At 48.3% G+C, this 15,836-nt stretch carries 11 protein-coding genes and 1 other RNA gene; 6 read left to right on the plus strand and 6 right to left on the minus strand.

Annotated elements, in window-relative coordinates; translation table 11 throughout:
- Positions 1–27: 27 nt before the first annotated feature.
- The 4 genes from N836_RS57035 to N836_RS57055 all read right to left on the minus strand — a co-directional run bounded on the left by N836_RS57035 (position 28) and on the right by N836_RS57055 (position 4,923).
- Positions 28–771, minus strand: a complete 744-nt coding sequence (locus N836_RS57035) for a DUF533 domain-containing protein (protein WP_023073818.1) — start codon at positions 769–771, stop codon at positions 28–30.
- Between the two features lie 56 nt (positions 772–827).
- Positions 828–1,409, minus strand: a complete 582-nt coding sequence (locus N836_RS57040) for a YdcF family protein (protein ID WP_023073819.1) — start codon at positions 1,407–1,409, stop codon at positions 828–830.
- 180 nt (positions 1,410–1,589) lie between these two features.
- Complete coding sequence (locus N836_RS57045) at positions 1,590–2,726, minus strand: hypothetical protein (RefSeq protein WP_031293178.1); 1,137 nt, start codon at positions 2,724–2,726, stop codon at positions 1,590–1,592.
- A 364-nt stretch (positions 2,727–3,090) separates the two neighbouring features.
- Positions 3,091–4,923, minus strand: coding sequence for a mechanosensitive ion channel domain-containing protein (locus tag N836_RS57055; protein WP_023073822.1), 1,833 nt, complete (start codon positions 4,921–4,923; stop codon positions 3,091–3,093).
- A gap of 37 nt (positions 4,924–4,960) precedes the next feature.
- Here N836_RS57055 and N836_RS76590 point away from each other — a divergent pair, with 37 nt between their 5' ends.
- The 4 genes from N836_RS76590 to N836_RS57070 all read left to right on the plus strand — a co-directional run bounded on the left by N836_RS76590 (position 4,961) and on the right by N836_RS57070 (position 12,061).
- Positions 4,961–5,152, plus strand: coding sequence for a hypothetical protein (locus N836_RS76590; protein ID WP_161634988.1), 192 nt, complete (start codon positions 4,961–4,963; stop codon positions 5,150–5,152).
- Between the two features lie 267 nt (positions 5,153–5,419).
- Entirely contained in the window at positions 5,420–7,486 is a 2,067-nt protein-coding gene (locus N836_RS57060) for an NAD(P)H-quinone oxidoreductase subunit 5 (protein ID WP_036053770.1), read from the plus strand.
- 29 nt (positions 7,487–7,515) lie between these two features.
- Positions 7,516–9,330, plus strand: coding sequence for a gamma-glutamyltransferase (gene ggt, locus N836_RS57065; protein ID WP_235071119.1), 1,815 nt, complete (start codon positions 7,516–7,518; stop codon positions 9,328–9,330).
- Positions 9,331–9,568: 238 nt separating this feature from the next.
- Entirely contained in the window at positions 9,569–12,061 is a 2,493-nt protein-coding gene (locus N836_RS57070; RefSeq protein ID WP_023073825.1) for a CHAT domain-containing protein, read from the plus strand.
- A gap of 1,129 nt (positions 12,062–13,190) precedes the next feature.
- Here the strand turns inward: N836_RS57070 and ssrA are convergent.
- Positions 13,191–13,583: a transfer-messenger RNA gene (gene ssrA / locus N836_RS74220) on the minus strand.
- A gap of 361 nt (positions 13,584–13,944) precedes the next feature.
- Between ssrA and N836_RS57075 the strand changes: the two genes are divergently transcribed.
- The gene (locus N836_RS57075; RefSeq protein WP_023073826.1) at positions 13,945–14,370 is read left to right on the plus strand and encodes a hypothetical protein; all 426 of its coding nucleotides are present in this window, start codon (positions 13,945–13,947) and stop codon (positions 14,368–14,370) included.
- 104 nt (positions 14,371–14,474) lie between these two features.
- On the opposite strand, the gene N836_RS57080 is transcribed toward N836_RS57075, so the two are convergent.
- The gene (locus N836_RS57080; RefSeq protein WP_023073827.1) at positions 14,475–15,329 is read right to left on the minus strand and encodes an ABC transporter ATP-binding protein; all 855 of its coding nucleotides are present in this window, start codon (positions 15,327–15,329) and stop codon (positions 14,475–14,477) included.
- A 54-nt stretch (positions 15,330–15,383) separates the two neighbouring features.
- Between N836_RS57080 and N836_RS57085 the strand changes: the two genes are divergently transcribed.
- Positions 15,384–15,695: a hypothetical protein gene (locus N836_RS57085; protein WP_023073828.1), complete on the plus strand. Its 312-nt coding sequence runs from the start codon at positions 15,384–15,386 to the stop codon at positions 15,693–15,695.
- Positions 15,696–15,836: the final 141 nt, after the last annotated feature.

Consider the following 15,836-nt stretch of genomic DNA (forward strand, 5'->3'; position numbering starts at 1 on the left):
ACATCTGAGATCGAAACCTCAAAACTACTACATATAAGGCGTAACATCCTCACCTAGATCATCTGCTAGATGTGACAATGCGCGGAATCTCAGGCCCACCAGCTGCTCGTAGAGGGGATTGATCTTGCACATGGGGGGAATGTGAACCACCTTTTTGCCAAACAGGGTGACATCCCGCTCAAAGGGACATTGGGATGGAATCATTTTGCAGACAAATCGAGCCAGACGCGGGTCCTGGACTTCTAACTGATCGAGCCACTCGCGCATAGGTTTGAGCGGATCAGGGCCTTCTCTGGGTTCGGGGGGCTTGAGGGGGCTAGCGGCGGCGGTCGGTGCTGCTTCGGTTGGTGCTTCAGAGATGCTGGTGCCTGGCTGGACCTCTTCTTTGACTTCTCTTAGGTTGTAAAGAGTGGATTGGAGGGACTGTAAGACGGCTGTATTTAGATTGAGGGCCTGGCAGAATTCCATCAAAATTTTGTCTTCGGCGGCGGAGTAGATGCCGTCTGCGATCGCAACCATCACCGCCATCCGCAAAAAGTTTTCCGCTGCTACTGGATTCGGTTTCAGCACAGCCGCTAGTTCTGTTGGTGCGATGGGCTCAAACGTTTCAAAATCTAGACCAGGAGCAAAGTCCTCGTCCATCATCGTGTGGATCAGCTCTTGCTCTTGAGCATCAAAATCACCATCGGCCCACGCAATGGCCAACAACCCTCGCAACCAGGCCTTAATCTGGTCTTCAGTGTAAAGAGAGTCCTTAAGTGTAGATGTCATAGCCAGCCTCGAAAAACATCAAATGTCTGCCAGAGGGGCCCCTATTGCCCCAACGACTAGGGAAGAGCAGGCAACTTGGACGATAGCTGAGCCAACTCCGATCCAGTTTTACCAGTAAATACCCATAAAATAGAGCGCCCTCCGTCACGCAAACTTCTGATCAAGGATTCGGGTGGGCGCTCAGATGCCACAGGTAGGGGTTTGTAGTGGATGCCGCGACTACCTAAAACAATGGCGGCAATGGTATTTGCCCGCCGCATATGATAGTCCGATGTAATTAAATAAACGCTTGTGATTCCCAACTGCTCAAAGTCGTCTACCAGCGTTGTAAAGTTCGTTACCGTATCCACAGCTCGATAGTCCAAATGCAGTCGCTCCAGAGAAACCTGGGATTCTTGGAATACCCAGGTGGAGTATTCAGGATTGGCCCCCGACGAAATCCAGACATCAATATCAGGATTCTCGATAGCGAACTGAGCAGCAAACTCCTCCCGTTTAGCATCCCCGCCCAGCACCAGCGCAACGGTGGGTGATGATAAGCGACCCCGGATTTGCCATTGCCCCAGCCATAAGCCTGCTGTTAAAAGCAGTAGAGAAGCAATGGTCAAGCGATGATTTCTGCGGCGCACGTTGGGCACTGATAGAACTCCTCAAGCAGGGGCGTGGTTAGCTGGAATAGTAAAAACGAACTATAGATGGATAGATAAGTCTAACTGACGACTATTCATTCTAAAGGAAGCTACCATGCTCATTCGGAAAAATATGCGCTTGTTTTAACAATAATCTTCATGGGATGGGGGTGCGATCGCATCTAGCGATTATTCTGAAGTCTCTAGTTCTTCTGCTTTCTCTGCGGCAGTCTGTTGAACGGCTTCTGACAATGTTGGATTTTCAGCAACTTCTCTCAATGCCCTAATTGCATACTCCCTCACATCACCGTTATCGATATTGCCAATCTTAAAAATGCTAGTGATGAATTCCTTTGCTTTCTCTTCTGAGGTGGCATTCAGTACCAGAGATTTAGTGCTGTCAATTAAAGCGGTTTGACTGTCAATTATGGTGTTCGGGGCAAGGGGCTCAACCTGTTGTGGAGACGACTGCCCGTGGAGGGGTGATGGCTCTAGGTATGTAGAGTCACTACCTAAAAGTTCTATCTCGTTAATGATTTGATCGTGTGCGACATCCTCTAAGTTTTCTGCTTGCTGAGTCTTTTCTCTCACTTGCTCTTCAAGCACATTTCTCTCGTTGTCGGCTTTAATAAGCTGGGCTTGTGACATGGCATTTTCTTGAAAAACCGTAATCACAGAAGGAAAAAAGAGTGCAAACATCAGGGCTGTGGCTGCCAATTTTGACTTGTTGTTGGCGTGTTCTGGTGGTCCATCCAGACTCAGAATGGTACCAATAAAGCCGACTACCGCCCCCAATAAAACGCTGGAAGTAACCAAAATTGAAAACTCTAATCCAGCTCCCATCTGGATAGACGGAACAAAGTCGTGGACGATGGCTTCTTCCGTTATCGTTTGCGACTCCTGTATGTCAGATGCATTGTCGTCCTGTGTTTCAACTCCTAGCTCAGTTTGCCCTAAATTCTCTTGGCTACCCTGTTCTTCACCCTCTGACTCGGTCTGTGCCGTAAGCTCTTCGCCATCCTGCGTTTCGATCGCTTGGGCATTGGCTGCAGCCATAAACGAGCCCCCCTCCTGAATAAGCCGCAATGCAACGCTACCAAGCCCCCCAAACATGGCTGGTACCACCACGTATCTGACCGTATCGTTGCTTAGTAACGTGCGATTCAGCTCGTTTACAGAGCTATTCACTGTTTTCGCAGCAGCAGTTGATAACTCAGAAATCGCTGGTGGAGTAGGCAGAATTGTTTCAGGTACAGGTGTAGTTTCAGGCTCAGTCGTGTCGATTTGTGAGTCTAAGGGGGGCAGAGCAAGAAATGCGGTATACATAGTGATTTTGTCTGAGGGGCGATTGGCATCTAGCAAGTTATTCAATCGACCTCAGCCATTTTGCGGAGTGTTTTTACCCCAAAAGCTTGACATGGCAATATTTTAGAGTTTTGTATAACGCTGGTTGTTTTTTTGCAAAAGCAACGTAGTTATTTAGTCGTAGTTGGGTGCCGTATACCCTCAGGCTATGCATCTGTTTCTTGCGCCTGATGTGGGACCCAACCATGCCGATTGTTTTCAATGTGGGTTTACCAGCGATCGCAACCGCATAATTTGTTTTTGCTGGGTTTAGCACATCAATCCTGCGACGCTCGGTTTCGCGAGGTGTTGGGAATTTTGGTGAGGAAAACATGTTCAACCCAATCTACGGTTCATCCTCATAAAACCGATAGAACAGATATTCATCCTTGAAGGGGTGTTCATCGGTGACGTGGTGGAAAATTCCCTGTTCTACCATAGCTTGGCCGATTCTGACGGCAGCTTCTCGGGTAGCGTTTTGGGTTTTTGCTAACCAGGTGACGGCTTCGTTACCGATAAAACAATTGGCATACACCGTTAATCGAAATCGTCGGTTTTGAATCTCTAACCCATCCTCCGCACGCATTTGTTGTACCAGGCGTTCAAGTATTGCACCTTGTAGGTGCTGATGGTTTTTCAGCAGACTGGAATAGTCTCTAACATCGGCTAATAAGTCGTGGGTTGTTAAGCCAGGAGGTTGTTGTTCTACCTTTTCTAAAACAGGTGATGTTTGTTTAGAAAGCCCTTGTGTCCAGTCTGCTGCATCCCACTGAGGAGAGCGAATATTGAGATCGCGTTGGGGGAATGGGATCTCGATGTGGTGGCGACGAAAATTGGCTTCGAGCATGTAATATAGGTCGCTTTTGATGTCAAACTGCAAACGTGGGTCGCGAATCCACACGAGAACATCAAAATCTAGAGAGCTATTACCAAAGCCTAGAAACCGTAGACGGGGCTGGGGATACTGCAATACGCTGGGATGGGCACTGGCTACTTCTATGACCGCTGTATGTACCTGACGAATATCTGAGCTGTAGGCGACGCCGATGGGTAGATGTAGCTGTGATACCGGATGCCCATGGCTCCAGTTAATCACCTTGTTTTCCAGCAGCTGGGCGTTGGGGACAATAATCGCTACTCGATCTAAGGTGCGAATTTCCGTACTACGCACGCCAATGCTTTCTACTGTCCCAGCCAGGTCACCCAGGTTGATAAAGTCGCCTACTTGAATCGATCGTTCAAATAGCATCATCCAGCCGCTGACGACATTATTGGCGATATTCTGCAGACCAAATCCTAGACCGACACCCAGGACACTGGCGAGGATGGCCAGGGCACTGAGATCAATGCCCAATACTTGCAGAATCAGGAAAAGACCAATACCGGTGAGGATCACCTGCATCAGCGTTGCGATCGCATCCTGCACCCCTCGATCTGGTATTGCCGCCTGCAAAAACCGCGATTTTACCGCTGAGGTGACAAGCCGCACCCCAATCCATAGTGTCAAGGTAAGCAACACCACGTTAAATATGCTGACCAGAGAATACCCCTGACCATCAATATCAAACAGGGGGTCAGTAAAGGTGCGTCTTAAAAATTGAAAGACTCGATAGCGGATAGAGCGAGCTTCAGGAAATAGCTCACATATATAGATGCCAGCAGCCAGCCAGACCAATACCTGAGCCCCTAGCAGCGATGGCAAAATCCACATAGGTAGTCTGCCCTGTCGGGTTTGCTGTCGCCAGAGCCAGCGGCGAACGTTGTAGAGCAGCACCCAGGCGAGAAGTGCGATCGCAAACACCCCTAAACTCACCCAGGCCATTCGGCGTTGATAGGCAGGTTGTCGTTCCATCTGGGCTCGATCTAACGCCCGTTGCAAAATATCAACCCACAGATCGGCCCGTTCTTGGGGGGGAACTCCTGCCATCAGGTCGCCACTAGTTACCGTTAGCAAATGACGACCATTGGCCCGCAGCGTCACCAGACCATCTTGCTGTCGGGTACGTACCCGAATTGGAGGTGGCACAGCCTGCCGCTGTGCATTGCCCAGAACCTGCCATAGCGCCTGATTAGCAAAATCTGCACGTTCCTCAGCGCTGATATTCTCAATACTGCCAAGCTGGAACAGCACTCGACCATCAATGACCACATCTGCTTTTTGAGGTGACGTTTGGGCCATGCTGGGTAACGGCAGCAAAAGGCCTAGGAGCAAGAAGATGACGAAAGCGATGTGTACTAACCTGGCGATCCAGAACCTAGTGGGTAAGGTCCACTTTATGCAGTTGATTGCCTTTGTCGGTCGTCCCCACCAATCATTGCTCATTGCCCATTGCTTATTGCCCAAAGCTCACTGCCCCCGTCGCCAATTACCCATTGGGCTTTATTCATGCTTGCCTTTAAATTCTTAGTCCAACTATCAAGAAACCTAAACTATGAGACCGTGTCGTAAAAAATAACTTTTTTCTTAGGATCACAGACGGCTTTGCGGTGTCTACAACAAAAGTCCTCAATCTACTTGAGTTTTACCCATTGGGGTAAGTAATTACTCAAGGAAAAATCAACGTTCCGCAAAAAAGGTCCTTCATAAGTTGGCATAATAGTCCAGCAGCCATGTGTCACAATGTAGGCGGTTTTGCCAACTCAGGCGAGCAGGCAACAAATAAATTATGGAATCCTTGGAATCTCTTTATTCTTACGCATGGCTCATACCCGTATTGCCACTCCTCGGTGCAGCAATTGTGGGTGTGGGTCTGATCAGCTATAGCGACGCCACAAGCAAGCTGCGTACGCCAAGTTCAATATTTATCGTGAGCCTGGTTGGGGCAGCGATGGTGATGTCCTTTGGCATTTTTTGGAGCCAGTGGAATGGCCATGAGCCCTACTCATTTATGTTTGAGTGGGCCTCAGCGGGCAACTTTACGATTCAGATGGGGTATACCATCGATCATCTTGCCTCGCTAATGCTGGTGATTGTGACCACAGTGGCCTTTCTGGTGATGGTTTACACCGATGGCTATATGGCTCACGATCCAGGCTATGTCAGGTTTTATGCCTATCTAAGTCTGTTTAGCTTTTCAATGTTGGGTCTGGTGATTAGTCCCAACCTGCTACAGGTATATGTATTTTGGGAGCTGGTGGGGATGTGTTCCTACCTGCTTATTGGTTTTTGGTATGACCGCAAGCCAGCGGCGGATGCTTGTCAGAAGGCATTTGTGACCAACCGGGTGGGTGACTTTGGTCTGTTGCTAGGCATGCTTGGTCTATTCTGGTGTACCGGCAGCTTTGACTTTGGCATCATGGGCGAGCGCCTGACTCACTTGGTGGAAGTTGGTAGTGTGCCAGGTAGTTTGGCGGCACTATTTGCCATCCTGGTGTTTATGGGACCCATGGCAAAGTCAGCCCAGTTTCCACTCCATGTGTGGTTACCGGATGCAATGGAAGGCCCAACGCCTATTTCCGCTCTGATCCACGCAGCAACGATGGTGGCTGCTGGCGTATTTCTGATTGGCCGCATGTATCCGGTATTTGAAGAAATCCCTGTGGCGATGACGACCATCGCCTATGTCGGGGCTTTCACCGCCATGATGGGGGCCACAATCGCTATAACCCAAAACGACATTAAGAAAGGTCTGGCTTATTCCACCATGTCCCAGCTGGGTTACATGGTCATGGCTATGGGGGTGGGTGCCTATAGTGCTGGTTTGTTCCACCTGATGACCCATGCTTACTTTAAAGCCATGCTGTTCCTGGGCTCTGGCTCGGTGATCCATGGTATGGAAGAGGTAGTAGGCCACAATCCCACATATGCTCAAGACATGCGTCTGATGGGTGGGCTGCGCAAATATATGCCAGCCACGGCGATTACATTCTTAATCGGCACCCTGGCGATTTCCGGGATTCCTCCATTTGCAGGTTTTTGGTCTAAGGATGAAATTCTTGGCTCTACCTTCCAGGTTAGTCCTGTGCTTTGGGCTGTTGGTTGGGTAACCGCTGGAATTACGGCGTTTTACATGTTCCGCATGTACTTCTCGACATTTGAAGGGGAGTTTCGCGGTACCAATGGCGATATCAAGGAGCAGTTGCGTATCGAGCAGCTACAGCGGATGGGGGCTTCCCTCGGACCTGGTGCTATGAGTACTCGTGAAATGCCTGCAGCGGAAGAAGAGGCCCATGGCGATCATCATCATGCGTCTGAACCCCATGAATCACCGATCACAATGACACTGCCGTTAGTTGCCCTAGCTATTCCTTCGATTCTGATTGGTCTGGTTGGTACCCCCTTTGGTAACTACTTTGAGGCGTTTATTTCGGCTCCCGGTGAGGTGGTGACTGTTGCTGAGTTGGCTGAAGAGGCCGATTTGCATGAGTTTGCTGTCATGGCGGGTAGTTCCGTAGCGATCTCAGTTGTTGGGATTATCCTGGCTGTGCTGATGTATGTGACGAAGACGATAGATGTGGGTGCGATCGCAAAAAAAATCAATCCCCTTTATAATCTCTCTCTCAACAAGTGGTACATCGACGATATCTACGAAGTCGTCTTTGTCCAGGGCAGTCGTAAAATTGCCAAAGGTGCCCTCACCATGGATGTTAAGCTGGTGGACGGCATTGTCAATCTCACAGGCTTCCTCACCCTGATCACTGGAGAAGGCCTTAAATACCTGGAAACCGGTCGCGCCCAGTTCTACGCTCTAATTGTATTTGGGGCTGTATTGGGGTTAGTGCTGTTGTCAGGTTTGACCTAGTTTGAATGAGGGAACCCCTGTTTGCTCCTATGAACATTCCTAGGGGCGTTGCATGCAACGCCCCTAGGAATTATTTGTGGTTGTGGTGTTGCACCGTTTGCTTGGTGCTGGTTTTTGCCTTTAGCAGTTTGGCCCAACCTGTGGGTAAAGTCCCCGTTGCCAATGGCTTGGCTGGAGCAGTGGCTTCGGTAGATGAAGATGCTAGTCGTATTGGAATTGAGGTGCTGCGTCAGGGAGGGAACGCAGTGGATGCCGCAGTCGCGACCGCTGCTGCCCTTGGGGTAACTGAGCCATTTTCCGCTGGTATCGGTGGTGGTGGTTTTATGATGATCTACCTCCACGATCAAGATCGCGTCATTACCCTTGATGGTCGTGAGGAAGCGCCAGCCGCAGTGACTGCTGATCTGTTTCGCGACCCTGAAGATCCGGCAGGGGAGAATTTACCGTTTTTTCCAAACCGGATTAGTAGTGGTCTAGCTGTTGGTGTGCCGGGCACACCTTTAAACTGGCAAACAGCATTATCTCGCTATGGCACGTTGTCCCTGTCAGCTGCGCTAGCACCAGCTATTGAGCTAGCAGAGTCTGGGTTTACTGTGGATGAAACCTTTGCTCAGCAAGTGGCTCGCAATCAGGAGCGGTTTGGTGCGTTTACCTCCACAAGTCAGCTCTATTTGCCGGATGGGTTGCCACCAGCGGTGGGTTCACAGTTTAGCAACCCGGATATGGCTGAGACATATCGTTTACTGGCTAATCAAGGCATCAATAGCTTTTACCGAGGTGATATTGCTCAGGCAATCGTGGATACGGTGCAGTCACCCCCTGTAGTCAACGATCCGCCGTTTACAGTCCATCCAGGAGCAATGACCCTGGGTGATTTAGACCGCTATGAGGTGCGAGTGCGGCCCCCGGTGGTTAGCGACTATCGTGGCTATCGGTTCTATGGCATGGGATTGCCCAGCAGCGGTGGGATCACGGTGGCACAAATACTGGCATTGTTGGAGTCCAGTGATTTGGCCAGCCTAGACCGTAGCGAGGCCCTGCATCGAATAATTGAGGCAGAGCGATTGGCGTTTTGCGATCGCAATGCCTACCTGGGCGATTCCGAATATGTCGATGTGCCCTTAACCGGCCTGCTCAACTCTAGTTATATTTCCAGTCGTCAATTGCCTGCTAGAGCCAGCGAACCCTGCACTACACCTGGTAATCCGCTGCCTTATCAAACTGATCCTAGTCCCAGTCTCACCCAGGCGGCTGATGTTGCGATCGCCAATCCTCAAGAAGGACTCTCCACGACTCACCTGGTAACAGCTGACCAGTTTGGTAATGTGGTCTCCTATACTTTGACTATTGAATCCACAGGAGGCACAGGGATTGTCGTGCCTGGTTATGGATTTATTCTCAATAACGAGCTAACTGATTTTGATACGACTGTGCCCCATCCCAATGCGCCGGAACCGGGTAAACGACCCCGCAGCAGCATGGCACCGACTATAGCTTTTGCCCCCGACGGTCGGATGCTCGCCTTTGGTAGTCCCGGTGGCTCAACAATTATCACTACCGTTGTCGGTCTTGTCACTAACCTGATTGATTTTGATATGTCTCTACCCGAAGCGATTAGTGCTCCTCGGTTATCCCAACGTAATGGTAGCAGCACAACGATTGAGCCGAGTGATGCTATCGACATAACAGCCCTGACCCAACTGGGTCATCAGTTTCGGATGGTGGATGAAATTGGTGCTGCGACTGGTCTAGAAACCTCTACCGATGGGGCGTTTCAGGCAGCTGCGGAGCCAAGTAGGCGTGGCGGTGGTGCTGCGATGGTTGTTAACTTCATGTCAGAATAAGTGAGTCTTAGGAGTGCTGGTTCCTATGCTGCAGTATTTCTGTGAAAATCGCCTACAGACGGATATTTCAAGAGCTTTTAACATATGCCCAAATAGCATGTAGACAGTCTAATAACTGCATCCGCATCGACATATTATGTTGGGTTATTGGGGATACTAGAGGAACTGATAAGACTCAGGGATATCGTATACAAGCTTCATTTCAACACCAAAGTAACAGGGACGCGATCTGCTAATAGTGCTCCAAGAGTTTGACATATCAATTACAGCCGTCGGCGATGACCGATATCTGGTGCGTACGGAGCAAGTCGCACCTGGGGTTCCCCTGGCGCAGGAGCAGTTTCACTGGCCCATAGACCAGTGGCTCACCGAGGCAGCGACCCTGATGCACGATCCATTGCTGGGAATTCTGAAAGGAGAGTCGAGTCAGCGTTGGGCATCCAGATCAAGTTTTCGCTCTGGTGGCAGGTCTGCTGGTTCATCCTCTAGTCAACCGCCAACACTTGTCACTCTAGGACAGGCTCTTTACAACAATTTATTTGATAAGACATTACGCGATAGCTGGTTGACCGCTCAGGGAGTTGCCCAGAATCGTCGTGCTCCACTACGGTTGCGGCTGGGATTAAAAGGAGAAAAACTACAGCAGCTGCCTTGGGAAGTTTTGCATGCAGGTGATCGTCCCCTAGGTACCGGCACCGATGTAACTTTTTCTCGCTATCCTCTAGACCGTCGACAAGGATACGATCGTCCCGGTGCAACGGTGCCTGATTTTGATCAGCCGTTGCGAGTTTTAATGGTAATTGCTGCTCCTAACGATCAAGATCGGCTAGAACTTGCCCGTGAAGCCAATCATCTTAAAAATGAGCTGCACCCCACTTCAATGCGTTCTGGACGCGGCTACGATATTCTGCCTAAGAAACAGCTTGATGTGCAGCTAACGGTGTTAGAACAACCGGGGCGTAGTGAGCTGACCCAGGCGTTGGAGCACGGTCAATATCAAGTGTTGCACTACGCAGGTCATAGCAATTTAGGTAATGCTGGTGGCGATTTGTACCTGGTCAGTCGTCAAACTGGATTGACCGAGCGCATCAGTGGCGAAGATTTGGCCGGTTTGCTTTCTAACAATGGCGTTAAGTTGGCCGTTCTAAACTCTTGTCGCGGTGCCTATGCCCAAAATACTGATACAGAACTGGGCTGGCACGAGCAAAATTTGGCCCATGCTTTAGTTAACCGTGGTATTCCTGGGGTGATTGCTATGGCCGAGCGGATTCCTGATGATGTGGCTATTACCTTTACCCGATTACTCTATCGAAATTTAAAGCAGGGTAATCCCATCGACCTATGTCTTAATCGCACTCGTCAGGGGCTAATCTCTGCCCATGACTCCAACTACAGTTACTGGGCGCTGCCTATTTTATATATGCAGCCCGGATTTGACGGTTATCTGGCCAGTAAGCCAGGGACTAATAATAGTGCTCTTGACAAACTGCTCAGTGAGTCTGAGTCGGCTTTGGCCTCGTTAGGGCCTGTGTCAGAGGAGCCTGTAGTGGTTGCATCAGAAGCCAAAGCCAATGTGGATTTAGGGCCTGTTGATTTAGATGATGTCGATTTAGACAATGTTGTCGAAACTGTCGAATTAGAGGAAATTCTGAGCTACAACGAGGAAGATGCCTCGACTATGACAGAGTTGGTGGAGCAACTATCTAAACCAACTGTGACTGATGATGATGTCACAGTTGGGGATGTGGATGAGTCGCTGCTCCCTGACGAATTAGAAACTCCAGGTCTCGATCTGTATGATCAGCTACCCAAAAAGGCTGCACAGCCGACATCTGTAGAGACCAGTGAAGATGCAACAATTTACCATGACCAGGATGAGGAGGATGTTGAGCAGCCACTAGCGCTTCCTAGTCGGAAAACAGGATGGCAAAAACATCGCGTAGCTACAGGCATAGGCGTTGTAGCTCTGGTGACACTAGCTGGTGTAGGCATCAGTGATCCATTGAACCTATTCTCCCAGTCATCACGTCCTATCACTGATACGGAGGTGTCATCAGAGACTCTTGGAAGTAGTGGTCTTCTCAGCGATAATCCTGAAAGTAATGTTCTAGTTCTCAATCAGATGGCAGCGGCTGGCAATCAAAGTAAAGCGCTGTCGCGAATTGTGTCTCTGGGCGGTATTGATGATCCTACCCTGCTGTTTTCAAAGGGGCAGCTGCAGTGGGATTTAATGAATCAAAGTACATTTACAGACAACACAGTTGGTGCTGCAGAAGCGGCGAGATCGTGGCAAGATGCCCTCAATGTGCAGCCTGATTGGTTAGATGCCCAGGTTGCTTTGGGCTTTGCCTATTATGAAGGCGGTTTTTTAGAGGATGCGATCGCCGTCTGGGGAAATGCTATTGATACCGGTCAAGCCTATGAAATTCCAATTTTGACACTCCATGAGATGCCCCAGGATGCGGTTCTTCAAAATGCACCGACTAAGCTCCATGCACAACTGGGTCTGGCTATGGCTCATTATCAGAAATCTAAGCAAGGTTTGACAGAAGATGATAGTCAACCCTTTTTAGTGTTGGCGGTAGCCTACTGGCGAGATGGACTTCGAGCTGCTAGCAATGAAGACGTGACGGATGATTTATCATCTCATTGGCTATGGTCTGAGCAGGCATTAGCCGATTGGCAAGAAGCTCGCATTGCAATTGCCAATTATTTAGCCGAGCCCAATTAAATGTGGTCTATTACCATGCCTGAATCTGTATTGAGAAACAGTTGGTAGCAATCTCCAAGTTTCATATTGGACGAATAGTAGACGAATAGTGTAATAAGAGGCGGTTAGGATAATTTAGAGCCTTGAAACGTTACTCTTTCAGGGGGCTTCTTTGTTTCTCCGTCCTCATTTTTCCGTTATTTGCTATGGTTCGGTGTCTTAATAGAGTTGGATTTTTAAGAGAAGGCTTGAAAGTGGTATTTGATATTGTCTTGCTGAGATTTGATGATGTACCAAATGTTGACAGAAAAACATTTCTTAAATTCCTCCAAATTTTGAGGATTTAGGAGGCTGGTTAACAGCTTAGATACTATTGATACGGATATTTAAAAAATATTTAAAGCAACCAAGGCATCTGCTGAAGAGTTAGTAGATGCCTTGGTTGCTTTATGAAAGAGATACAGTAACTTGTTAAAACTTAAAATACTAAGCTATCACCTAGACCAAACAACTTTTATAGTTTCCTAACATTGTTATGGGACTCTAGGATATTTGAAAAGGCCTGAGTTACTTAAGTTTTCCAGGTCGCCGGTATTCTTTTTCCCAACACCGTTCTAGATGCTGAATGGTATGTTGTTGCCAAAACCTGAGCGGGCTAAAGATTGTATTGTAATCAGAACTGAAGACCGGTTGTTGAAGGTACTGCCAAAAGGGAAATTTCATTGTTGAGAGACTCAGCAAAACAAACAAAAACAGCAACTAGAGGCCAGATGTAGAAGATACAGAACAACAGTGTTTGATATATCTACTTCACCCATGGGCTGGGCCTATTGTTAGTCATTCAAACTACTGTTTGTAAATCCGTATCTAAACTAGATAAATCTAAGTTTTCTTGTGTATAATCTTCGACTTGAAAGCCTTGTCACTTCAGTATAGGCACCTTAGTTTTTGACAACTAACCTTGTTCCAAAGTTGGAAAAATACTTCACTCAGCTTAAAGAAAAAAAATAGTAAGCCCTGGCTAGTACCGTGAATTAGCTGAGCTTTATGGGAAGGTCAGCTAATTATTCAATAGACCAATAAAAAATAGCACTCTGCAAAAACTTCATCCTTGCAGAGTGCATACTGATATGAAATTTGTGTGAAATAAAAATGGAGCTGACGGGAGTCGAACCCGTGTCCGCCCTAAGTAATAACACGCCACTCATTCACAGGCTTAGCCTATCTAATCCTCTAGGCGGGAATCGCTCATTATCCCGAGCAATGGGATGCTCTGGTAAAGGTCTTTGTCAAGCGGCTCACCAGAGAAATTAGCCTGACGCATCCGTTGGGGTTAGGCTTATCATCCTTAACGGAGTCAGACAATAAGCGCTCGAACCTAAGAGAGGTGTTTAAGCGGCAGCTACAGCTACTTGCTTACGAGCAAAAGGTACGATGTTGTTTGCATCTGTATTTAGTTGAGTCTTGATTTTCGAGAGTGGACTCGCTCTCGGCCTGCATCACAACGCGACTTTCGTCAAAACGTCGAAACCGTTACAGCCCCTTGAGAATAATCCCAGCTGAGATTACTTTTGGAGTACCCACTATTCTAGCGTATGGTTTTTGGTTTGACGAGTTGCCAGGACAAATTCCTAGAGCTTTTAATGGGGGCTTAACATATAAGGCTTTATGGGACTGATTAGCTTTAATAAACTAAAGCAGCTGTTTTTTAACTTATAATTATTGAGTTATTTGTACCACTGGAGCTTGTGACGCCCTGATGCCTTATGGGTTTTTGCTCAGTGCTTTGCAGGGTAATTGTTTTGGTGGTACCGAAGTTTGATATGCAGTTTTGACGCTGTCTAGATCTTCGGCCAAATGGATTCCACAGGAATACTTTCACCAGTAGAAGGGGTTATAGGGTTATGAGCAGCGACGCACCGGAAACTACTAGTAGTAAAACGACTCAAAAATCTAGTTCTTCGAGTACTACTCAAAAGAAATCAACCACATCAGCTGCGGCTAAGGGTGGTGGCATTGTTAAGGCTGAGAAGCCTGATATTATTGTGCTTGAAGACAATACTCGCGTTGTTGAGACGAATACGTTGCCTAACAATCGCCCGATTACGGTGAGTGATGTCGAAGTTGTTCATACTCTTTCATCAGCTGGTGTGCGTCCGGTAATGGCGGATAGTTTTGAGGTTGCTAGTACCGATCACTTGCCTGGTCATCGTCCTGTGGCTGTGAGTACGCTGGTGGTTTCCGATTTAGATACTCTGCCTGGCCATCGACCGATTGCGTCTAATGATATTGATGAAGATAGCTCTGTGCTGATGGGTTATTTGGACTAGGCTATCTGGGCTTGCGATCGCACAAAGTTTGCCTACAGTAGCTCTCTGCATTACTAATTTTTTGAGGGATGGGTTCTAGCTCATCCCTCTTTGCGTTGACCGGGCTAGTCCAGGTTATGGCCAGTCAATTGAACGAAGATATCTTCTAGGTTTGATGGACGGGTCATCATGCCAGTTTTATCAGTTTGCTGGTCAAGAAACTGGTTGGCATCTTCGAGGGTGGGGAAGAAAGTATAGTTCCAGCGATCGTCGGTCTGTTGGATGACTATGCCCTCGCCATGGTGCGATCGCAATTCTGCCAGTGTCCCCATTTCAATCAGTCGTCCTTGATCCATAATGCCGATGCGATCGCATAAATATTCCACCTCTTCCATATAGTGGGTAGTCAGCAACATGGTCATGTCCCTCTGTTTATTGAGGTCCAGGATAATTTCCCAGAGACGACGACGGGTTTGTGGGTCCAGACCCACGGTGGGTTCATCTAAAAAAAGAATTTTGGGTTGATGCAGTAGGGCCCGAGCAATCTGTAACCGTCGTTTCATCCCGCCAGAGAGGGTTTTCACCTTATCGTCACGCCGCTCCGCCAGGTCTACATAGTCCAGCCATCGATCAATTTCTTGCTGCCGTCGTGGGTTAGGCAGATGGTGCATTCTGCCATGGAATTCCATATTTTCCCAGACCGATAAATCGCCATCAACGCTGGTTTGTTGAAGCACCACCCCGATTTGACGACGTACCTCGGCCTTTTGCCGATGGACGTCATAACCCGAGACGACGATATCGCCTTGGGTGGCCCGAGTCAGCGTGGTTACCATGCGGATGGTGGTGGACTTGCCTGCACCATTCGGACCCAGTAGGCCGAAAATTTCACCTGGCTGGATAGTCAAAGAAAGGTCATTGACCACACAGGTGTTGTTATAGACTTTGTGAACATTACGCAGGCAAACGGCCGCCACCATGGGATGTTGTAGAAAAAATCAAGTTATGGATACAGTTGTAAAACATTGACCCCCATGAGAGCAAAGATCAGCAACCAAGTTTTATTCATCCATCAGGATGATGTGCCTCCATACAAAAAAAAAGGGTCAGTGGTTCGCAATAGCTATTTTTGGGCGCTTAAGTCCATTGCTGACCGGGCAGGCTTTAACCACGATTGGGAATTTGATGAAACGGTTTGGATTGCCTTAGCTCGCATGCTGATGTCGTTTACGGAGTCGGGTTACTTAGGCTATCGGGAAACGACATTGGAATTTCATCCCGATGATGGCATTCCGCCGGAGTTGAAGGCTGTGGCGACCTGGGCAGAGCTTGAAGAGGAGGAGTAACCATTCTTGGGGTGAAGTTTGTCTTAGCAACTGGTTGCTCGAAACACGAAAACCTAAGGTTCTTAGCTTCAATTGAAGAATTCGTTTAGAGGCTTAAACTCTGCTACTTCAAACATTGTCCTCATTCTTCCGCCTTATTCC

It is taken from the genome of Leptolyngbya sp. Heron Island J (assembly GCF_000482245.1).
Lineage (GTDB): Bacteria > Cyanobacteriota > Cyanobacteriia > Phormidesmidales > Phormidesmidaceae > Leptothoe.

Coding starts and splice junctions, on each gene's coding strand:
- N836_RS57035 (WP_023073818.1), bottom strand. CDS start 771: ATGACATCTACACTTAAGGACTCTCTTTACACTGAAGACCAGATTAAG.
- N836_RS57045 (WP_031293178.1), bottom strand. CDS start 2,726: ATGTATACCGCATTTCTTGCTCTGCCCCCCTTAGACTCACAAATCGAC.
- N836_RS57055 (WP_023073822.1), bottom strand. CDS start 4,923: ATGGCCCAAACGTCACCTCAAAAAGCAGATGTGGTCATTGATGGTCGA.
- N836_RS76590 (WP_161634988.1), top strand. CDS start 4,961: ATGACGAAAGCGATGTGTACTAACCTGGCGATCCAGAACCTAGTGGGT.
- ggt (WP_235071119.1), top strand. CDS start 7,516: ATGAACATTCCTAGGGGCGTTGCATGCAACGCCCCTAGGAATTATTTG.
- N836_RS57075 (WP_023073826.1), top strand. CDS start 13,945: ATGAGCAGCGACGCACCGGAAACTACTAGTAGTAAAACGACTCAAAAA.
- N836_RS57080 (WP_023073827.1), bottom strand. CDS start 15,329: ATGGTGGCGGCCGTTTGCCTGCGTAATGTTCACAAAGTCTATAACAAC.
- N836_RS57085 (WP_023073828.1), top strand. CDS start 15,384: ATGAGAGCAAAGATCAGCAACCAAGTTTTATTCATCCATCAGGATGAT.